The organism is Streptomyces sp. NPDC002520 (genome assembly GCF_053595235.1).
Window position 1 is genome coordinate 1 of record NZ_JBSFXG010000061.1, and the last position, 17,851, is coordinate 17,851.

Genomic DNA, 17,851 nt, shown 5'->3' on the forward strand with positions numbered 1-17,851 from the left:
AAACCCGCACCCACTACAACGAAGCGACCGCCTGGTCGCACCACGCCCAGCCACATGCCGCTTGACACCAAACGACATGGGGTGTCTGACCACCCTCTGCCACCTCGGCGACCAGGTCCGGCAGCCCGCCGCCTGAACGTCTCGCGGTGGCTTTGGCCCCCGCCCACCCCACACCCTCCACAGGCATCCCTTGGAATTGATCATCTAGGATGGCGAAGTCCCAAGACCCTTTGTCAGACAAGGCCTAACGGAGTCCTACCAGGCATTCCTCATGAAGGGATCTCGACCTTGTTCCTGGGCTCCTGCTTGAATGCGCGCATGGCTGCAATCGTCACGATCTTGGGTGTGTTCGCAGGCGGGGCGTTCATGGCGACTCTGCACCTCAACCGCCAGCAACGTGACATCACGGCCAACCTCATCGACGGGCGGCGGATCAAGGTCCTGTGCGTCTTGAAGGATCCCCACGCACCTTGATGGACACGTGGACACTTCGTCATCGAGTCCGGGACCTGGACATGGACTTGGGAACCACGTGCACGGCAGGACCATCCGTTGATGCTGCCTTCGGATGTGCAACCCGTCGCCATGCGGCCTCCGGCCCGGGGGAGGGACGCCTCACTCACCGCTTCCCGGTAATGGAGTGCGTGTCCGACGAGGGCGACATCTTGGTAGCCGCGCTCCATGGACAGGTTGAGCACGTGTTCATGGCCCTGTCCCGCGGATGACTCCTGGCTTTCGCCGAGAGAACGAGAGCGGCCGGACTCGTCGTCGATCGACGCGGTCGACGCGAAGTTCGACGGCAAACGCATGGTCGTCGGGTGCACGAAGGAGCACTTGGCCGAGCTGGCCGAGCGGACCATGTCGTGGCTGTCCGGGTGTCGTCGGCTCCATCGGCGCTACGAGCGGAAGCCCGAACACCTCATTGGCTTCACCGCAATCGCGGTCATGCTCATCTGCCCCCGGCGTCTGGATGTCAGCGCTGGCCGGTAGCGTCTGCCGGGTGACCGACGATGCCGTCATCTGGAAGTGGCTCGCCGCCCTGCTGCCGGAGGCCGAAGCCCAGGAAGTCAAAGACTGCTGGGACATCGGAGAGCAGGAGGCAGGACTTGGCCTGCTCGTCTCCGGCATCCTCGGAAACCAGGTACCGATCAGCGAGACGGTCAGGGCCCAGATCTCCGTGCTCGCGGAGACCTGGGGCGAGCGGGGGGCCCTCACCCCCCAGATCCTTCAGTGCCGTGATGAAGGCACACCGGGCCCCCTGAAGCTGATCGAAGTCGACGAAAGTACCGTCCCCGAGGCAATAGGTGGGGCCGAACAGGTCCTGGCCGGTCTCGACCTCGTCCCCTGGATCGCATGCACCAGATGCGGCCAGGTCCTGATGCGCGCCCATGCCCGGGAAAGCTGGGGAGATCTCTCCTACCTGGCGCGGCACTACGTCATCACGTCGCCGAACCGGGCCACCGCCCTGCGGCTGTTCCCTGCCGACTCCGCCGCCGCGGCCTTCGCTGCCCTCCAGCGTGCGTGCTCAGACGCACCATAAGAAACAACGTCTAGTTCGCAAGTCGTGGTTCTGGCTCAACTTCTGTGGTGGTGCGTTGCTCCTGCTTTTACCCGCGTGATGTCCGTCCCGAAGATCACGAGTGCGTATTTCATGGGATTTCCTCTCCGGCCGCCGTACGGGCGACCACTGCTGACGGTGTGGGAGGGGGGTGGTTTGTTCAGGCGGTGCTGTCCAGCGGGGCGATGCGGGCGAGTGCGCCGATCTCCAGCGCGGTCCACAGGGCGCCGTCGGGACCGACCGTGATGCCGTGCGGTTCGGAGCGGGGGGTGGGCAGGTCGTGGACGGTGACGGAGCCGTCGGGGGTGATCGTGCCGACGCGGTTGCCTCCCCATTCGGTGAACCACGCGGTGCCCTGTCCGTCGACGGTGACGGCGTGCGGTCGGGCGGCGCGGTCGGGCAACGGGAACTCGGTGATCCGCCCGTCGGGAGTGATCCGGCCGATCTGACCGGCGGCGATCTCGGTGAACCACAGCGCTCCGTCGCGGCCTGAGGCGATCCCGACCGGCCCCGCCGCCTCCGTCGGCAAGGGATGGAGGGTGACCGCACCGTCCATGTCGATCCTCCCGACGGTGTTGCCCTGGTTGAGGGTGAACCACATCCCTCCGTCGCCGCCGGCGGTGATCGCGGACGGGAACGCGCCGGTGACGGGGAGCGGGAACTCGGTGACGCTGCCGTCGACAGTGATGCGGCCGATGCGGTCGGCGGCGGTCTCGGTGAACCACAGTGCGCCGTCGGGTCCCGCCGCGATGCCGAACGGCCCGCAGCCGGAGCCGGGCACGCCGAACTCGTCGATCACGCCGTCGGTGGTGATTCGCCCGATCCGGTCCGCCCGGTACTCGGTGAACCACAGCGCGCCGTCCGGGCCGGGTGTGATGACGGTCGGCCCGCTGTCGGGGTCGAGCCGGTGGCTCGTCGGCTCCTCGCCGGGGACGAGGCGGCCGATCCGGCCGCTGTGGACGAGGGTGAACCACAGGGCGCCGTCCGGTCCCGTGGTGAGGGCGTAGGGTCCGGCCGCGTGGTCGGCCACTGTGTGCTCTTCGATGGATATCTGGGGCACGTGGTTCAAAGGGGCTTCCCCTGTCCGTACTCGGTTGCGATGCGTTCGATGTCGGCCGGGTCTCCGGCCATGATGGTGCGGGCGTGTTCGGTGACCAGGTCGGCGGGCCAGTCCCACCAGGCTGCGCGCCGCAGCCGCTCGACGTCGGCATCGTCGAAGCGCTGCCGGATCGGTCTGGCCGGGTTGCCGCCGACGATCGTGTAGGGCGGGACGTCGGCGGTGACCACGGCGCCGGCCGCGATGATGGCGCCGTCGCCGATCCGTACGCCGGGCATGACGGTCGCCCGGTACCCGAACCAGACGTCGTTGCCGACGACCGTGTCGCCGCGGCTGGGCATGGCGGTGACGATGTCCAGCGTCTGCTCGGCCCACTGGCCGCCGAACATGGTGAACGGGTACGTCGACACCCCCATCGTCGGATGCTCGGCGCCAGCCATCAGGAACGTGGTTCCCGAGGCGATCGCGCAGTACTTGCCGATGACGAGACGCTCCGGCCCGTAGGCGTAGAGGACGTTGCGGTGCTCGAAGTCCGTGGCGTCGTCCGGGTCGTCGTAATACGTGTACTCGCCCACGCTGATGTTCGGTGAGGTGACCAGCGGGTTGAGGAACACCACGCGTTCGTGGGCGGGCAGCGGGTGCAAGGTGGTCGGGTCAGGGGACAAGGTCGGGGTCCTTTGCGTGGTTGCGGGATGTCGCACACGGCCCTGGCGGGGCGTCGCCGGGCCAGGGCCGGATCACCCTGGCCCGGTGGGGCTTCAGGTGTTCTCGGGGCTGGGCGGGGTGACCCACTCGGTGAACTGGACGATCGCGCCGCTGGGGTCGGTGACCTGGAAGTGAAGTAGCGTTCGCCCGGGGGTCCTTGGCAGCAGCATGGTGATGGCGACGCCCTCGGCGCGCAGCCGCTTCTCCCGGCCAAGGCGGTTGTTATTGTCAACGGCTGTTCACGGATGCCCCGTTCGAGGTGGTGACCGCATCTGGCACGGTGGAACGTTGCGGCGCTGCGGAGCCTTCCGCGGGCTTGGACCTCGCCAGCCACAGGCCGGTGAACATGGCGGTGGCCAACGTGACGGTGCCGGCAGCGAGGAAGGCGCTGTCGAGGCCGGTCTCGAAGGAGGCGCCGCCGGATTGCCGGGTGCGGACGACGGCTCCGAGTACCGCCACGCCGAGCACCGCGCCGATCTGCCGGGTGGTGCTGCTGATGCCTGATGCGAGGCCGCCTTCCTGCGGGCCGACTGCTTGGATGGCGGCGCCTGTCAGTGGGGACATGGCCAGGGCGAAGCCGATGCCGGCGAGTCCCAGCCGCCACCACACGTTCCCGTAGCCGGTGTCGGCGTGCACCATACCGAGCGTCAGCAGTCCCAGGCCGGCCAGGGCCAGGCCGGTGGTGACCACGATTCGGAAGCCGTACCTGGCGGCGAGCCGGCCCGCGTACGGGCTGACGATCACCATGGCGAGGGATACCGGCAGGGTCTGCAGGCCGGCGCGCAGGATCGAGCTGCCTTGGACGTACACGAAGAACTGGGAGAAGAAGAACGACGAACCCATGAGCGCGAACCCCACTACGACCATGGCGGTGTTGGACACGGTGAACAGGCGCTGCCGGAACAGTCGCAGCGGCAGCATCGGAGCGGAACGACGGGCTTCGACGGCGACGAAGGCGGCGAGGAGGATCACCGCGGCGGTGAAGCTGCCCAGGATGACCGGTGAGGTCCAGCCGCGGGCACCACCCTCGATCAGCCCGTAGGTCAGTACCCCCACCGCCAGAACGGACAGCACCGTGCCCGGGATGTCGATCGCGGGGGCGCTCGGATTGCGGGACTCGCCGAGGTGGCGCAGGCCGACCAGTAGCAGGACCACGCCGATGGGCAGATTGACCAGGAAGATGGCGGGCCAGCCGAAGGCTTCTGTCAGCGCGCCGCCGGCCACGGGGCCTGCGGCCAGACCGATTCCGCTGAGTCCGGCCCACAGTCCGATCGCCTTGATTCGTTCGTGCGGCACGGGATAGGCGGCGGCGAGCAGGGCGAGCGAGGCAGGGCTCAGCGCCGCGGCCCCGATGCCCTGCAGCACCCGGCCGACGACCAGCCAGCCGACCGAGGGCGCGAGGCTGCACAGCATCGATGCGGCGGTGAACACCGCCACGCCGGTCAGGTACACCCGCTTGCGGCCGAACCGGTCGGCGAAGACACCGCCGGACAGCAGCAGCATGGCGACCAGCAGTACATACGCGTCGACGATCCATTGCAGACCGGTCAGCTGAGTGTGCAGCCGGTGCTGCATATCGGGCAGCGCCGCTCCGACAATCGTGTTGTCGAGCAGGACCATGAATTGGCCCAGGCAGGTCACCGTGAGCAGCACGGCCCGGTTTGATCGACTGCCTGCGGTCGCATGCGATGCAGCCATGGGATCCCCCTCAATCGTTGGTTGCGCCTGGTCGCGTCGACGCGGGTGGCGATACACCTGAGTGCCCTAAAGCAGTCAGCACCTGCGTTAGGCGACTATAGGGAGGATCGCCTCGCAAACGCAAGTGGCGACTGCGTTAAGGTGGGGGCATGAACGAGCGACAGCGAGCCCGGCGGCCCGGCGGGCGCAGCGCCCGCGTCGGCGCGCAGGTGCACCAGGCCGTCACCGACCTGATCAGTGAGCGCGGCTACGGCAACTTCACCGTCGGCGAGGTCGCAGCCCGTGCGGGCGTGGCCGACAGCAGCATCTACCGCCGGTGGGGCAGCCTGGAAACCCTGCTCACCGACGTTGCGCTCACCCGCCTCAACGCACAGTCGCCGATGCCCGACACCGGGAGCCTGGCCGGCGACCTGCGCACTTACGCGGCCCAAGTGGCCCGCGAGATCACCGGACCCGACGGTCCGGCGGTGCTGCACCTAGCCGTCGCCCTGTCGAGCAACGGTCAGCAGGGTCTGCAGGCTGGTGACGACCTCCGCGCCGAACGCATGCGGCAACTGCAGTCCATGCTCGATCGCGCCCGTGACCGTGGCGAGCACGCACCCGACGCGTTCGACGTTCTGGACCACATCCTGGCCCCGATGTATATCCGCGTCTTGTTCGGCATGGTCCCGCTCACCCCGGACTACATCGACGGGTTGGTCGACCGATTGCTGTGACCTCAACCCGGTTCCCGCGATCAGCCCTCGGACGCGGTGCCACGGCTCCGTGAGGTGCTCGCCGACACGTGCCCCGGCCAGTTCAGGCATCCGGCCCCTGGCTGGCTCACGCGGCCCGGCTGAATCCGTCGGTCGGCGGGCCGTCGCCGCGGATCGGGGTGAAGCCGACGTCCAGGTTTGCGGGTCGTAGGTGTCGGGTTCGTCGACGAGCTCGTGGGTGGAGTGTTCGCCGAAGCGGCGGATGCGCTCGGTCAGTGGTCCGCATCGCCGGAGCCGGACGCGCCCTGCCCATGGCCCTGGCCACCTCCGCCTTCCAGGTCGGCATCGCCGCCGGCACTTTCATCGGCGCCCTCGCCCTCACCTCCGCCCTGAACCTGAAGGGCCCGTCCCTCGCCGGCGCAGCCCTCGCCCTGGCCGCCCTGCTGCTCCTCGGCCTGCTCGCTGCCTCGCAGCACCTACTTCTTTCGGTGCGTTCGACGCCGTTCAGCCGGCGGCGGGAGCAGCCTTGGCCGTCGTAGGCGACGGCGCCAACGACACCCTTCGGGCAAGGTCAAGGAGGCTCGCGATCCGGCGGTCACGCGATTCTGCCGGCCATGCGAGCAGCAGCTCGGTCGGGGGCAGGCCGGTGACCGAAACCCCCACAACGGCGGAGCCGAGGCGATCCGTCACGCTGTGGCCGACGACGACCACGAGCCGTCCGAGTGCGACGCGATCGATGAGCTCGTCCAGGCTGTTCACAGGGCACTCGGGCACGTAGGCGGGATCGCCGCGCAGGTGAGCGAGGGGGATGCTGCGCTGCCCGGCAAGGGGATGACTCGCGGGCATAAGGGCCACCGGGTACTCCTCGGCGACGTCGCTGCTCTCAAGGTCACGCAGGTCCTCGGTCGCACAGAGAAGGGCAACGTCAGCCTGCCCACTTCGCACGGCTGTGGCCTGATCACGCGTGAACAACAGCTGCATCATGTCGTGGCCGTAGCGCCCCTCATATCGGCGGTGGAGCTCACGAAGCAGTCCTGAGCCCATGCCCGGGGCGACGGCGATGCGCAACGCGCCGCTAGCGGCGTGGATCGCTCGCTGGGCAGCACGATCGATCGACTGCAACGCCTTGCGGGACTCGACCAGGAAGACCTCGCCCGCCGACGTGAGGCCGACGCGTCGGCTGGTCCGCTCGAACAGCGTGACACCCAGGCGACGCTCCAACTGCGCGATGGCGCGCGACAGCGGCGGGGGAGCGATGCCCAGCCGCTCAGCGGCACGGCTGAAATGCAGCTCCTCGGCGACCGCGATGAAGTATTCGAGCTGCCGAACCTCAAGACGATCCATACCCCCAGGGTAATGATCTGCGAACAAGTCTGCATCGCGCTCCTCGTTGACCAGGCGGCATGCTGGGGCTCGTTCTCAGACAGACAAAGAGCCAGAGGAGAGAAGATGGACGACGAGCGCGCGGTCGCCGAGGTGTTGGCCCGATACGTGCGAGCGGCCGACCACCGCGACGGCGCGGCGATGTCCGCGCTGTTCGTGGAGGACGCCGTTGCTGAGATCCACTACAGCAACGGCGGTAGCCGGGAGAAGCTCGCCGAGCTCACCGGGGCTGAGGCCATCGGCAACGCCGTCGCCGGGCTGATGGCGCCGCACCCGCCGCGCGGGTGGAGCCACCACACGACCCAGGACCACATCATCGAGATCGATGGCGACGACGCGACACTCGACGCCCAGTTCATCGTCTACAGCATCCAGGGCCACGAGCGTCCCGCCGACGGCTGGCCCGAGGGGGCGTTCGGCGCGCAGGGCACGATCACCCCGATCGAGTCGGGCTACTACCAGCCGCGACTGCGCCGGGTCGATGGTGCCTGGCGCATCGTCCACCACACGATCCTCATGGACCAGCCCATGGCCTTCCCGGGGGCCTGAGACGAAGGCGATCATCTACCAGCGGTACGGCGGCCCGTTGGCCCGTCTCCGCAACTGCTGGAACCGGGAGACCACGATGACCTCAAGCCCGATTCGACGCTGATCGGCCGGGCCGTCGCCACAGGCTCGGCTCCCCCAGCTCAGCGACGTTTGATCACCTTCACGGCTTGGCCAGGCCGCCAGAGGTGGATGTCCAGCAACTGTTCCTCCTGGTCCACCGTGGTGAGGACAGCCTCGGTCAGGTCGAGGCGGAAGGCGTGGAAATCGCCCGGCGGTTCCGTCCCGGTCGTCATAGCCTGCTTCTCCCCGGGGTCGACAACCTCCGCGGCCACTCCCGCGATCTTGGCGTCGCCGTCACCAGGATGAGCGTGGATCGCGCACCGGCCGTCGCGCTGGAGGTCGCGTGCCTTCACGGCACCAAGCATCGAGCCGAAGGTCAACTCGGAGCCCTTGAAATCCACCTCGCTACCACTCACCCGGGGCGAGCCGTCCTTGCGGATAGTCGCAAGGACGTGGGTCTCATGTGCTTCGAACCGGGCACGGACCTTCGCGGCCAACTCGGCCGCCTCCTCCTCGAACTGCTTCCACGTCGCCATCCGCACAGCCTTGCAGCAGCCGCCGACAGCCTCCACCCGATCACCCATCAATCCGGACAGAGCGCGAGAGCGAGGAGCCCCGCCACCTGCAACCGATGTCAGGTCACGACGGCGCGCTGCTGCGGGTCGACGGTAACATCGTGAAGTTGAAGAAGAATCGCGTCAGCAGCGACCAGCGGAACGGCACCGAGCCGGTGAGCTCGGCGGGGATCAGAGGATCGGCGCTGCCGCGCTCGGCGCGGACGAACAGCCACCCCGCTCCCGCCGCCAGTGCCAGCGCGCACGCCGCCGCCGTCGCACGGCGGCCGCCGACCTCGATGATCCCGGCGGTGAGCGCGGAAAGGGCGACGGTGCCAAGCATGGTCGTGACCGGGCGGATCCGGCCCGGCCGGGGCCGGTCGCGGGGGCCCAGCACTGCGACGGTGCCGCCGACCGCCACAGCCAGCGGCAGGTTGATCCAGAAGATCCCGGGCCAGCTCGCCACGCTGATCAACAGGCCGCCGAGCACAGGCCCGGAGGCGAAGCCCAGGGTGGCGATCCCACCCCAGACCCCCAGACCCCCAGAGCGCGGGACCGCTCGCGGGGCTCGGGATACAGCTTGGTGATCGTCGCCAAGAACGCCGGCAGCATCAACGCCGCACCCACACCCTGGGCAGCCCGGGCACCGATCAACACCGGCCAGCCGCCTGCCAGCGCGGCCTCGACCGCAGCCGGGCCGGCTGACGGAGCTGTATTTCCTTGACGATGCAACGGCCTTGGCCGCCGGTCACCGGCCCTGCGGGTTGTGTCGCGTCGCGGACTACCGGCGGTTCCAGGTGGGCTGGGCTGCCGCGCTGGGAGGCGGTCTTCCCAGCGCGCGGAGTTCGAGAAAACGGCCGGGCAGCACGGCGCTATCTGGGCCATCGCCGACGGCGGCGGCATCGCGGTCACCGATCCCGGAGCAGCACGATGACGGCGCTGTTCGATCTGCCGGACGCGCCGCGCGGTCCGATCAGCCCGGCACCCGGGGCGCATCTGCTGCCCGGCTGGCTCACCCCGATGCAACAGGCGTGGATCATCGGCCAGTTCCGCATGTGGGCCGCCGGCTCGGTTCCGATCCGTTTCCCCAGCGTGCGCGGGCACCGAATAAGCGTGCAGAGTGTGTGCCTGGGCTGGCACTGGCAGCCCTACTGGTGCCGCCGTCACGCCCACGACGTCAACGGTGCTGCCGTCCTGCCGGTGCCGGACTGGCTGGTCCGCCTGGGACGCCGCGCCCTGCACGACACCGGGCATACGACGGAGCAAGTGCACCGGTACACCCCCGACGCGGCGCTGGTGAACTTCTATGACACCGGCGCCCGTCTGGGCATGCACCAGGACCACAACGAACTCAGCCGGGCGCCGGTGGTGTCGCTGTCCATCGGCGACGCCTGCACCTTCCGTTTCGGCAACACCGTCACGCGCACCAAGCCCTACACGGACCTGCTGCTGCGCTCCGGCGACCTGTTCGTGTTCGGCGGCGCATCCCGCCTGGCCTTTCACGGTGTGCCCCGTATCCATCCCGACACCGCCCCGGCCGGGGTCGGCCTGACCGCCGGCCGCGTCAGCATCACGTTGCGCATGACCGGCCTGACCGATTCCCCCGAGCAACCTGCACCCAGATGAACACCGTCACCGGCCGTGTCCCCGCACCTGTGTATCGATGTCCTTGGCGGATTCGGCCGGCCGCAGGCTTGGGCCGCCTCACTGTCGTGATCGGTCGGCCATCGTCAAGGCGCATCTCACGTTTCATGCCGCCCGCGCGTCTTCACTGGACAGACTGCAGTTGCAGAGAGGTGATCAGAATGGACGTCCGGCACACCTATGTGGACGGCCCGGTGGGGCGGCTACTGCTCGTCGCCGGTGATGACGCGCTGGTGGGGCTGTATTTTCCGCGCTACCGGTTCACGCCCCAGCCCTCGGCGTGGGGCCGCCGTGTCGAGACGTCCGCGGATCGGGTCCTGGCTCAGGCGGAGAGCGAACTCGGCGAGTACTTCGCTGAGGACCGGAAGGTGTTCGACGTCCCGGCGGCGACGAACGGCGACGACTTCCAGGAGCGGGTCTGGGCGCAGCTGCGGGAGATCCCGTACGGCGAGCGGATCACCTACGGCGACATCGCGGTCGAACTGGGCAGCAAGGGGTTCGCCCAGATTGTGGGCCAGGCGGTGGGGCGCAATCCGGTGAGTATCGTCATTCCCTGCCACCGGGTGATCGGTGCGGGCGGCAAGCTCACCGGATTCGGCGGCGGGCTTGAACGCAAGCAGATCCTGCTGGACTTGGAGGAGCCGCCCGAGGCCCGGGCCGACCGGCTGTTCTAGCCGCGGCCTCCCACTCCGGGCCGGACGGCACACACCTGTCAGGCCGCGAAAACCAGCCCCCTTCTTTTCCGGGCGGCCCAGGCCTCGGCGCGGACCGCCCGTCGCCGTGCACCGCAAAGCTGCCAGGGCCCGGCACCGGGATCACGGTATGCCGCCCTGAACCTGGACGGCTGAGACTCACCACCCTTTCCCCGAAGAACAGCGAGGAACGGTCCCCGATGACCAGCGGCACCGCCCCTGCCCTGGAACATCCGTCCATCGACCCTGGGGTGGTGGTCGGCGACGACGGGCTTGCCCGCCCCGCCTGGGCCAGCACGGATCCGATGCTTCGCCGGTATTACGACACCGAGTGGGGCATGCCCGTGCGCGACGAGCGCGGCATGTACGAGCGGATCAGCCTGGAAGGCTTCCAGGCCGTACTGTCGTGGGCGACGATCCTGCGCAAGCGTCCGGCGTTCCGCGCCGCGTTCGACGGCTTCGACTTCGACCGGGTCGCCTGCTACGGGGACGGGGACGGGGACGTCGATCGTCTCATGGCCGATCCGGGGATCGTCCGCAACCGCGCGAAGATCCTGGCATCCGTCACCAACGCCCGGGCGACCGTCCGGTTGCGCGGCCGCGGCTGCCTGGCCGCGTTCGTGTGGCGGTTCACGCCGCCGGACACCCGCAGGCCGCGCACGTTCGCCGAGACCCCCACGGCATCCCCCGAGTCGCTGGCTCTGTCCAAGGCTCTGCGCGCGGAAGGGTTCGTGTTCGTCGGCCCGACCACCATGTACGCGCTCATGGAAGCCATCGGCATCGTCGACACCCACCTGATGGACTCGCACCGCCGCGGCTCCTTCCGAATCTGGCCGGCATGACCCCGGCCGGCCTGCTCATCGACCCGGCCGGGCCGTTCGACCACGACTCGCCCTGGCCACTCTTGCCGCCCACCGCATCGAGGGTCTGCACGCGATCGATCCCGCGCGCGCGGTGCTGCAGCGCTGGATGGACATCGGCGGCCACCCCGTCGCCGTCACCGCGCACATCCAGCCGGCGGGGGTCGCCGTGCGCACACACAGCGGTTCCCGCGCTCTGGACCAGGTGGTTCACGCCCGGGTAGGCAGATGGTTCGACCTGGATGCCGACATCGCCGCGGTCGACGCCGCGCCGGCTCCCGGCTGTGGGCCGCGGGCCTGAAAAAGATCTTGGAAATCTTCTGTCTCCGGCATCTCACATTCGCAGGTGGGGGCGCGTCTCCCAGGCGAGGCCGAGATCCGGTCCGGTAAGGAGAAAGACAAATGTCCGACATCCGCACCCAGCAGGAGCGTGCCGAGCAGTTCCGCAGCCTGCACGACGGCTTCCTCGTCCTGCCCAACGCCTGGGACGCGGGCAGCGCTCACCTGATCACCGAAGCCGGAGCCAAGGCCATCGCGACGTCCTCGGGCGCGCAGTCGTGGTCACAGGCCGTTCCCGACGGGCGTTCGCTGGCCAAGGCGGACGTGCTGGCGAACCTGGAGCGCATCGTGGCCGCGACCGACCTGCCGGTCAGTGCCGACATCGAGAACGCGTACGCCGACGACGCCGACGGTCTGCAGGCGACGGTCAAGGAGTTCCTGGCCACCGGCATCGTCGGGATCAACCTGGAGGACTCCGGCGCCTCGGACGGGCCGCTGTATGACACCGCGACTGCCGCGAAGCGGATCGCGGCCGCCCGCGCGGCAGCTGAGGACGCCGGCGTCGACCTGTTCATCAACGCCCGCACCGACGTGTTCCTCCTCGCCGTCGGCGACGAGGACGGCCGGCTGGCCGACGTCCTCGCCCGCGGCAACGCCTACCGCGAGGCCGGCGCCTGCGGTCTGTTCGTTCCCGGCCTGCTCGACCTGGACGCGCTCGGCACCGTCGCGCGTGAGACCGGGCTGAAGGTCAACGCCATGTGGCTGCCCGGCGCGCCCTCGCCTGAGCAGCTGCGTGAGGCGGGTGTCTCCCGGTACTCCGCCGGCACGGCGATCGCCCAGGTCGCCTACACCAACACCTTCGAAGCCGCCCGCTCCTTCCTCGCCGGCCAGGACGACGCCATGGCCACGTCCATCAACTACTTCGCGTTCAACGACAAGTTCGCGAAGTAACCCGGGCCGAGGCGGGCGGCCCTCCCCCGAGCCGCCCGCCCCACCCCGTCCACAATCGCCCCGCGCATCGGCCCGGTCCGGGTTTTCCAGTCTCAGCATCAACGGCGCCCTGCGCTCTATCAGCATCGTCACCCGCCCTCGCCCATCCGGGCCGGGCGTAGGTGGCGGCGTCCTCCTTTTCCGCCGCGCCTGCGTGTGGACCCACGATCGGTGCACCGCGACCCTGCGCAACGGCCACGGCCGGCTCGTCGTCGACGACCTGGCGGGTTACCCGCGGTTTGCTCGAGCCCCGGGCGGAGTTGGCTGCAGTCCGGGGCTGCGTGGGCATGGGCGTGGACGTCCAGCATGTGATCCAGTTTTCGCGCAGGTGTCCGCCAGGAGTGAGCCATCACTGCACAGAACTCCTTCGCCGACGTGCTGGGTGGTGATCGCCCCGGCCGTTGCGCTCCTGCTGTATCTCGCCAACGTCATCCTGTCCGTCTTCAAGCCGTGGGGTCGGCGGCCAGCCTCGAGGGAGTGAAGGCGGACGGCCGGCACTGCCGCGGCGGTATTCGAACCCGTCGGGCTGCTGGAAATCGGGCAGGAGCCCGTGCCCGAGCGCGCTGATGAAGCTGTCGGCGTTGCCGTATCCGAGGATCTGGGCTGCTTCGGCGGCGCCGACCAGGTCCTCGTTCTCGCCCCTGTCGGCGGCCGGCAGCACACCGCGCTCGCGGGCGGTGGAGACGACAGTGGCCCGGCGCCACTTCTTGCGGGCTCCGTTGCGGCTGCCTTCCTCCCTCTCCAGAGCCTCCAGCTCGGGCAATTCGGGGATGCGCCCCTGGTAGAGGGCGCTGGAGAAGGAAGCGACGCTGCCGTAGCCGAACGGGCTCGCGACCTCGGCCGTACCGAGCAGCTCGTCGGGGTGCCCGTCTACGGGCACCGCGGGCAGCGCAGCAGCCGGGCCGGACCTGCGCCGGCCCTTGCCTGGACGGCTGCTCGCCGTGGCGTCGGTCCTGACCGCTGCCCCCAGGAATCGAGGTCAGGACCGCGAAAAGAGGGTGAGCCTCCAGCAGCTGCCCGATCTGCGCTTCCAGGGCTCGTAGCTGTTCGTGGACGGCAGCGAGCGAGCGCGCCAGGGACGGGATCACGACGTCGAGGGTGCCGGTGCCCGGGATGACGACGGTCTGCTCGTCGAGCGCGTCGAAGACCGCGGCCGGGGCAGCGCACGACAGGCACGGCGGAACCCCAGGATTCTCAGCGCTTCCTGCGCAGGGGTACCGATCCGACCCGGTTCCACCGGTGTTTGCAGTCGTCACCGTGCCCGGGACCGCGCTGGGCGGATTGCGTGGCCCCACCCCGACAACAAGATCAGCTTAAGCTACGTGGCATTGCGCCCCGGCCGCGGAACGCCTGTCCTGAAGGACCGGCCGCGCAACCGGCCCGGAGCCGGTGGCCCTGCCGCCCCTGCCTGTGACGACGGCAGTGGCCCATACATCCACTGGCTGGGTATTGCAAACCGCCACTCGGACAACGGTCCATTCGGATTCGGACAGTTTCATTGTTCCGAACGTGATGGCAGTAGTTGAGATTTCGCCGGTCCGTGTCCTCTGCAACTGCCGTACCACAGCTGCTATTTCGTTCAACTCGCAACAGCCGTAAAACAGGATGTCCGAGTCCTGCTCCTTGCTAGGATCCGTCGCATGTCGACTTCGGAATCCCAGAACAGTGCAATACCCGCAAGTGAGTTGCTTGAGAAACTGTCGGATCCGGATCGCAGTGTCCGCAACACCGCGGCGCTCGCGATCGGATCGCAGTCCGAGATCGAGCTCGCGTACGCGCTGGTGGAGGCCTTGTGGGCGGAGTCGGACTTCTTCGTGCGGGAGACCATGACCTGGGCGGTCACGCGGTTGGAGGAGGCCACGCGGCCTGCGGTGCTCGCCGCTGCCGAGCCGGGCGGGTCGCCGGAAGTGCGGGTCCAGGCGCTGCACGTGCTCAGCAAGTTCGCCAACCCCGAGACGGTGGACGCCGTCCTGCCGTACATCACGGACGAGGACGAGTCGGTCGCCCGCAAGGCACGCTGGGCGCTGGGCCGCATCCGGGAGCCCCGGGCGGTTCCGCACCTGGTCGCGTTGCTGGGCAACCATGGGCTCGAGGAACGCAACGCTCTGACCGACGACGTGGCCGCGTTCGGGTCCGAGGCGGTTCCGGCACTGATCGATGCGCTCGGGTCGGACGACCAGGTGGTGCGGCGGCACGCGGCGGACATCCTTTGCTACATCGGGCACCCCGACGCGGAACATGCGGCCGAGGCTCTGGGTGCCGCAGTGGCGGACCCCGAGTCGCAGGTGGCCATGGCCGCGCTGATGGCCCTCGGCGAACTGCGCGGTGACGTGGCCCGGCAGAAGATCGAGTCCGCGCGGGAGGCGGGAGACCCTCAGATCAGAGGTATCGCCGAGCGGTTGGCCGGCGCCAAGCCGCGGCGAGCCGCGCTGCGGGCCCGTCGGGCCGGCTGAACCAGGGCTGTCCACTGACGTCAACACCGGGCGTCGCGCACGATGGAGTGATATCGATGCCCGGTTCCCGTGGCATGCCCTGAGTTCTTACCGGATTCTTGTGACCGATTTTGGTTTCTGGTCATCAGTCTTGGCGGCGTGACCAGAGGGCGTGATTCCGGCCAGGATGAGGGCGGCTCTTCGGATCCGGAGTTCGTATCCGGATTCACGTGGGGGTCTGTCTTTTTTCATCAAAGGACGGAAGGAAGTCACATGGGGAACAACGAGGAGTACTTCGTCGACGTCGACGACCTGTCGATCGACGTGTTCGACGTCGTCGAGCAGGGCGGTGCCGTCACGGCGCTGACCGCTGATCACGGTATGCCGGAGGTCGGTGCGTCGACCAACTGCTTCTGCTACATCTGCTGCTCCTGCAGCTCGAACTGACGCACGGTCAGCTCTGGGCGGTGATGTTCTCCTGAATCCGACCCAGGGATGAACGAGTCCGGTCCCGCGGTGTGCTTCTCGGCGCACCGCGGGACTGCGGCATGCCTCGTCCTGCTGCGGCGCGCGGTGGGACCTGACAACAAGCGAGGTAAGGCACATGATTTCGGCGTCCGGGCTGGCCAAGTCCTATACGGTTCGGCGCGGCCGGGAACGGCTGCAGGTCGATGCGGTCTCGGACGCGAGCCTCGAGGTCGCCGAGGGAGAGATCGTCTCCTTCCTCGGGCCCAACGGTGCGGGGAAGACCACGACGCTTCGCATGCTCACCACCCTGACCAGTCCGACCTCGGGCTCGGCCCGGGTGGCCGGCTACGACGTCGTCGCCCAGCCGCGCGAGGTGCGCCGGCAGATCGGCTACGTCTCGCAGGGCGGTTCGGCCGGCGGCTTCGCCAAGGCCGGGGACGAGATAGTCGACCGGGCCATGCTGTACGGCCTCGACGCGGCCACGGCCACCCGCCGGGCGCGCGCGCTGCTCGACCGGCTGGACCTCGCCGACGTCTGGACACGCGTTCCGCGATCGCTGTCCGGCGGACAGCGCAGGCGGCTGGATGTGGTCATGGGCCTGGTGCACCAGCCGCGCTTGTTGTTCCTCGACGAACCAACGACCGGACTCGATCCACAGGCGCGTGCCAACCTGTGGGGACACATCAGGGATCTGCGTGCGGAGTACGGCATGACCGTGTTCCTCACGACGCACTACCTCGATGAGGCGGACCTGCTGAGCGACCGGGTCATCGTGTTCGATCACGGGCGGGTGGTCACCGCCGACACCCCGGACGCGTTGAAGGACCGGATCTCCGGCGACCTGGTCGAGATGGAGGTCGCCGACATGGAGCAGGTGGACGCCGCCGTGCGCGTCCTGGAGAAGTCCGCCGCCGACCGGCCTTCGGTGAGCGGGCTGCGGGTCGCCGGCCGGGTGCACCGGTCCGGGACGGTCCTGCCCGGCCTCGCCCGTGAGCTCGCAGAGACTGGCGTCGAACTGGCGTCGCTGGAGGTGCGCCGCCCGACCCTGGACGACGTGTTCCTCACTCTGACCGGACGTTCCCTGCGGGACTCGCACTGACCGCGCCTAGGAAGGCCTCAACCATGCTCCACGACACAATGGTCGTGTTCCGTCGTCAGATGCGCATGAGCCTGCGCAGCCCGGCCATGATCCTGACCGGGCTGCTCCAGCCGGTGCTCTACCTGGTGTTGTTCGCCCCGCTGCTGCGGTCGGTCGCCGCTCAGGTCGGCTCCGGGAACCAGTACACGCTCTTCGTCCCCGGCCTGCTCGTCCAGCTGGCGGTCTTCGGGGCCGCCTTCACCGGCTACGGCGTGATCGGTGAGTGGCGCGACGGCGTGATCGAGGGGGAGCGGGTCACTCCGGCCCCGCGCTCCGCCCTGCTGCTGGGCCGGCTCGGACGCGACCTCGTACAGCTGCTGCTTCAGGTCATCGTGCTGGTCGCCCTTGCCTACGCTTTCGGGATGGACGCCCCGCTGCCGGAGCTCCTGGTCGGCGTGGTCATCACGCTCGTTCTCGGGGTCGCATGCGCGGCGACGTCGAACGCGATCGCCCTCGGCACCAAGGACGAGCGCCTCATGGGGAGCGTGGTCAACACCCTGCTCATGCCGGTCATCCTGCTGTCCGGGATCCTGCTGCCGGTCGGGATGGGGCCGCATTGGCTGCGATTCACGGCTGGGCTGATGCCGGTCAAGCATGTCGTCGACGCGGTCCGGGCCTGCTTCGCCGGTGACCTGTCGGCGAGCGGTGTGCTGTGGGGCGGCGGCTGGGCCGTGCTGCTGTGCCTGCTGGGCGTGTGGTTCGGCACCAGAACGTTTCGCGCGGAGGCGTAGTCGGTGGTCGTGTTGCCGTCTGCGTGTCGCTTCCCGCGCCGTCCCGTTCTCGGTAACTCCACAGGCCAGTCCGGTAGCTGGCCCATCGACAGGTATGCGGCGACACGCCGAGCGGATTGTCCGCGCGGCGTCCTTGCCTGGTGGATCTGAGGTCACTAGAGTCGAAAACCGCTAGAGAATCATCAGATTTGATGACAATCGCAGCGCTGCGACACGGGGTGAAGTCGCGCAGCGCTACTGGAATGCGTTGGTGCTCGCGGTCGCGGAAGCCGTAGACCAAGCGGGCTCCGATTTCGATCACTGGTCGGCCGTGTGCCGACGGCGTTGTCGATCCGAGTTCGTACGTGGGCGAGAACGC

22 protein-coding genes and 2 pseudogenes are annotated in these 17,851 nt (G+C 68.8%); 15 read left to right on the plus strand and 9 right to left on the minus strand.

All coding sequences use genetic code 11. From position 1 onward, the window contains the following. Nucleotides 1-318: 318 nt before the first annotated feature. From ACWD5D_RS42470 to ACWD5D_RS42480, 3 genes and pseudogenes are all read left to right on the plus strand, one after another. Entirely contained in the window at nucleotides 319-474 is a 156-nt protein-coding gene (locus tag ACWD5D_RS42470; protein WP_451378115.1) for a hypothetical protein, read from the plus strand. Nucleotides 475-843: 369 nt separating this feature from the next. Next, nucleotides 844-990 (plus strand): annotated as a pseudogene (locus ACWD5D_RS42475) (IS5 family transposase); the annotation flags it as partial. Nucleotides 991-1,000: 10 nt separating this feature from the next. Then, nucleotides 1,001-1,540, plus strand: coding sequence for a hypothetical protein (locus tag ACWD5D_RS42480; protein WP_451378116.1), 540 nt, complete (start codon nucleotides 1,001-1,003; stop codon nucleotides 1,538-1,540). A 178-nt stretch (nucleotides 1,541-1,718) separates the two neighbouring features. Here ACWD5D_RS42480 and ACWD5D_RS42485 read toward each other — a convergent pair whose 3' ends face one another. The 3 genes from ACWD5D_RS42485 to ACWD5D_RS42495 all read right to left on the minus strand — a co-directional run bounded on the left by ACWD5D_RS42485 (nucleotide 1,719) and on the right by ACWD5D_RS42495 (nucleotide 5,018). Further along, the gene (locus tag ACWD5D_RS42485) at nucleotides 1,719-2,627 is read right to left on the minus strand and encodes a Vgb family protein (RefSeq protein ID WP_451378117.1); all 909 of its coding nucleotides are present in this window, start codon (nucleotides 2,625-2,627) and stop codon (nucleotides 1,719-1,721) included. Continuing rightward, on the minus strand, nucleotides 2,624-3,280 hold the full coding sequence (locus tag ACWD5D_RS42490) for a CatB-related O-acetyltransferase (RefSeq protein ID WP_451378118.1): 657 nt from the start codon (nucleotides 3,278-3,280) through the stop codon (nucleotides 2,624-2,626). Before ACWD5D_RS42490 ends, ACWD5D_RS42485 begins: the two co-directional genes overlap by 4 nt. 268 nt (nucleotides 3,281-3,548) lie before the next feature. Then, nucleotides 3,549-5,018 (minus strand): MFS transporter, encoded by a 1,470-nt coding sequence (locus ACWD5D_RS42495; RefSeq protein WP_451378119.1) that lies wholly within the window; start codon nucleotides 5,016-5,018, stop codon nucleotides 3,549-3,551. A 149-nt stretch (nucleotides 5,019-5,167) separates the two neighbouring features. Between ACWD5D_RS42495 and ACWD5D_RS42500 the strand changes: the two genes are divergently transcribed. After that, complete coding sequence (locus tag ACWD5D_RS42500; protein ID WP_451378120.1) at nucleotides 5,168-5,734, plus strand: TetR/AcrR family transcriptional regulator; 567 nt, start codon at nucleotides 5,168-5,170, stop codon at nucleotides 5,732-5,734. Between the two features lie 254 nt (nucleotides 5,735-5,988). Further along, nucleotides 5,989-6,252 carry a hypothetical protein gene (locus ACWD5D_RS42505; RefSeq protein ID WP_451378121.1) on the plus strand — a complete coding sequence of 88 codons (264 nt, stop codon included), beginning with the start codon at nucleotides 5,989-5,991 and terminating at the stop codon, nucleotides 6,250-6,252. On the opposite strand, the gene ACWD5D_RS42510 is transcribed toward ACWD5D_RS42505, so the two are convergent. After that, nucleotides 6,218-7,057 (minus strand): LysR family transcriptional regulator, encoded by an 840-nt coding sequence (locus ACWD5D_RS42510; RefSeq protein WP_451378122.1) that lies wholly within the window; start codon nucleotides 7,055-7,057, stop codon nucleotides 6,218-6,220. The two genes, ACWD5D_RS42505 and ACWD5D_RS42510, sit on opposite strands and share 35 nt — an antisense overlap. A 105-nt stretch (nucleotides 7,058-7,162) precedes the next feature. Between ACWD5D_RS42510 and ACWD5D_RS42515 the strand changes: the two genes are divergently transcribed. After that, on the plus strand, nucleotides 7,163-7,645 hold the full coding sequence (locus ACWD5D_RS42515) for a nuclear transport factor 2 family protein (RefSeq protein ID WP_451378123.1): 483 nt from the start codon (nucleotides 7,163-7,165) through the stop codon (nucleotides 7,643-7,645). Nucleotides 7,646-7,785: 140 nt separating this feature from the next. On the opposite strand, the gene ACWD5D_RS42520 is transcribed toward ACWD5D_RS42515, so the two are convergent. The 3 genes from ACWD5D_RS42520 to ACWD5D_RS42530 form a co-directional block, all read right to left on the minus strand. Next, entirely contained in the window at nucleotides 7,786-8,277 is a 492-nt protein-coding gene (locus tag ACWD5D_RS42520) for a pyridoxamine 5'-phosphate oxidase family protein (RefSeq protein ID WP_451378124.1), read from the minus strand. A 67-nt stretch (nucleotides 8,278-8,344) separates the two neighbouring features. Continuing rightward, nucleotides 8,345-8,749, minus strand: a complete 405-nt coding sequence (locus ACWD5D_RS42525) for a hypothetical protein (RefSeq protein WP_451378125.1) — start codon at nucleotides 8,747-8,749, stop codon at nucleotides 8,345-8,347. Then, nucleotides 8,731-9,255: an MFS transporter gene (locus ACWD5D_RS42530; RefSeq protein WP_451378126.1), complete on the minus strand. Its 525-nt coding sequence runs from the start codon at nucleotides 9,253-9,255 to the stop codon at nucleotides 8,731-8,733. Before ACWD5D_RS42530 ends, ACWD5D_RS42525 begins: the two co-directional genes overlap by 19 nt. Here ACWD5D_RS42530 and ACWD5D_RS42535 point away from each other — a divergent pair. From ACWD5D_RS42535 to ACWD5D_RS42555, 5 genes are all read left to right on the plus strand, one after another. Next, nucleotides 9,190-9,885, plus strand: coding sequence for an alpha-ketoglutarate-dependent dioxygenase AlkB (locus ACWD5D_RS42535; protein ID WP_451378127.1), 696 nt, complete (start codon nucleotides 9,190-9,192; stop codon nucleotides 9,883-9,885). The two genes, ACWD5D_RS42530 and ACWD5D_RS42535, sit on opposite strands and share 66 nt — an antisense overlap. A gap of 179 nt (nucleotides 9,886-10,064) precedes the next feature. Further along, entirely contained in the window at nucleotides 10,065-10,577 is a 513-nt protein-coding gene (locus ACWD5D_RS42540; RefSeq protein WP_451378128.1) for a methylated-DNA--[protein]-cysteine S-methyltransferase, read from the plus strand. Nucleotides 10,578-10,795: 218 nt separating this feature from the next. Continuing rightward, nucleotides 10,796-11,437, plus strand: coding sequence for a DNA-3-methyladenine glycosylase I (locus ACWD5D_RS42545; RefSeq protein ID WP_451378129.1), 642 nt, complete (start codon nucleotides 10,796-10,798; stop codon nucleotides 11,435-11,437). A gap of 52 nt (nucleotides 11,438-11,489) precedes the next feature. Further along, nucleotides 11,490-11,756 carry an AlkA N-terminal domain-containing protein gene (locus ACWD5D_RS42550; protein ID WP_451378150.1) on the plus strand — a complete coding sequence of 89 codons (267 nt, stop codon included), beginning with the start codon at nucleotides 11,490-11,492 and terminating at the stop codon, nucleotides 11,754-11,756. A 101-nt stretch (nucleotides 11,757-11,857) separates the two neighbouring features. Beyond that, nucleotides 11,858-12,685: an isocitrate lyase/PEP mutase family protein gene (locus tag ACWD5D_RS42555; RefSeq protein ID WP_451378130.1), complete on the plus strand. Its 828-nt coding sequence runs from the start codon at nucleotides 11,858-11,860 to the stop codon at nucleotides 12,683-12,685. A gap of 388 nt (nucleotides 12,686-13,073) precedes the next feature. Here ACWD5D_RS42555 and ACWD5D_RS42560 read toward each other — a convergent pair whose 3' ends face one another. Both ACWD5D_RS42560 and ACWD5D_RS42565 read right to left on the minus strand, forming a co-directional pair. Further along, entirely contained in the window at nucleotides 13,074-13,604 is a 531-nt protein-coding gene (locus ACWD5D_RS42560; protein WP_451378131.1) for a hypothetical protein, read from the minus strand. An 85-nt stretch (nucleotides 13,605-13,689) separates the two neighbouring features. After that, a pseudogene (locus tag ACWD5D_RS42565) lies at nucleotides 13,690-13,872 on the minus strand (IS110 family transposase); the annotation flags it as partial. A gap of 492 nt (nucleotides 13,873-14,364) precedes the next feature. Between ACWD5D_RS42565 and ACWD5D_RS42570 the strand changes: the two are divergent. The 4 genes from ACWD5D_RS42570 (at nucleotide 14,365) to ACWD5D_RS42585 (ending at nucleotide 17,493) form a co-directional block, all read left to right on the plus strand. Then, a complete protein-coding gene (locus ACWD5D_RS42570; protein ID WP_451378132.1) occupies nucleotides 14,365-15,177 on the plus strand; it encodes a HEAT repeat domain-containing protein in 813 nt (270 codons plus the stop codon). A gap of 252 nt (nucleotides 15,178-15,429) precedes the next feature. Beyond that, a complete protein-coding gene (locus tag ACWD5D_RS42575; protein WP_451378133.1) occupies nucleotides 15,430-15,603 on the plus strand; it encodes a thiomuracin/GE37468 family thiazolyl RiPP peptide in 174 nt (57 codons plus the stop codon). A 157-nt stretch (nucleotides 15,604-15,760) separates the two neighbouring features. Continuing rightward, the gene (locus tag ACWD5D_RS42580) at nucleotides 15,761-16,723 is read left to right on the plus strand and encodes an ATP-binding cassette domain-containing protein (protein ID WP_451378134.1); all 963 of its coding nucleotides are present in this window, start codon (nucleotides 15,761-15,763) and stop codon (nucleotides 16,721-16,723) included. A gap of 23 nt (nucleotides 16,724-16,746) precedes the next feature. Next, nucleotides 16,747-17,493, plus strand: a complete 747-nt coding sequence (locus tag ACWD5D_RS42585; RefSeq protein WP_451378135.1) for an ABC transporter permease — start codon at nucleotides 16,747-16,749, stop codon at nucleotides 17,491-17,493. Nucleotides 17,494-17,851 lie beyond the last annotated feature (358 nt).

Excerpts from the sequence above, each read along its gene's own strand:
- ACWD5D_RS42470 (WP_451378115.1), top strand. The coding sequence starts at position 319 with ATGGCTGCAATCGTCACGATCTTGGGTGTGTTCGCAGGCGGGGCGTTC.
- ACWD5D_RS42495 (WP_451378119.1), bottom strand. The coding sequence starts at position 5,018 with ATGGCTGCATCGCATGCGACCGCAGGCAGTCGATCAAACCGGGCCGTG.
- ACWD5D_RS42500 (WP_451378120.1), top strand. The coding sequence starts at position 5,168 with ATGAACGAGCGACAGCGAGCCCGGCGGCCCGGCGGGCGCAGCGCCCGC.
- ACWD5D_RS42510 (WP_451378122.1), bottom strand. The coding sequence starts at position 7,057 with ATGGATCGTCTTGAGGTTCGGCAGCTCGAATACTTCATCGCGGTCGCC.
- ACWD5D_RS42515 (WP_451378123.1), top strand. The coding sequence starts at position 7,163 with ATGGACGACGAGCGCGCGGTCGCCGAGGTGTTGGCCCGATACGTGCGA.
- ACWD5D_RS42535 (WP_451378127.1), top strand. The coding sequence starts at position 9,190 with ATGACGGCGCTGTTCGATCTGCCGGACGCGCCGCGCGGTCCGATCAGC.
- ACWD5D_RS42530 (WP_451378126.1), bottom strand. The coding sequence starts at position 9,255 with ATGCGCCCCGGGTGCCGGGCTGATCGGACCGCGCGGCGCGTCCGGCAG.
- ACWD5D_RS42540 (WP_451378128.1), top strand. The coding sequence starts at position 10,065 with ATGGACGTCCGGCACACCTATGTGGACGGCCCGGTGGGGCGGCTACTG.
- ACWD5D_RS42545 (WP_451378129.1), top strand. The coding sequence starts at position 10,796 with ATGACCAGCGGCACCGCCCCTGCCCTGGAACATCCGTCCATCGACCCT.
- ACWD5D_RS42555 (WP_451378130.1), top strand. The coding sequence starts at position 11,858 with ATGTCCGACATCCGCACCCAGCAGGAGCGTGCCGAGCAGTTCCGCAGC.
- ACWD5D_RS42570 (WP_451378132.1), top strand. The coding sequence starts at position 14,365 with ATGTCGACTTCGGAATCCCAGAACAGTGCAATACCCGCAAGTGAGTTG.
- ACWD5D_RS42575 (WP_451378133.1), top strand. The coding sequence starts at position 15,430 with ATGGGGAACAACGAGGAGTACTTCGTCGACGTCGACGACCTGTCGATC.
- ACWD5D_RS42580 (WP_451378134.1), top strand. The coding sequence starts at position 15,761 with ATGATTTCGGCGTCCGGGCTGGCCAAGTCCTATACGGTTCGGCGCGGC.
- ACWD5D_RS42585 (WP_451378135.1), top strand. The coding sequence starts at position 16,747 with ATGCTCCACGACACAATGGTCGTGTTCCGTCGTCAGATGCGCATGAGC.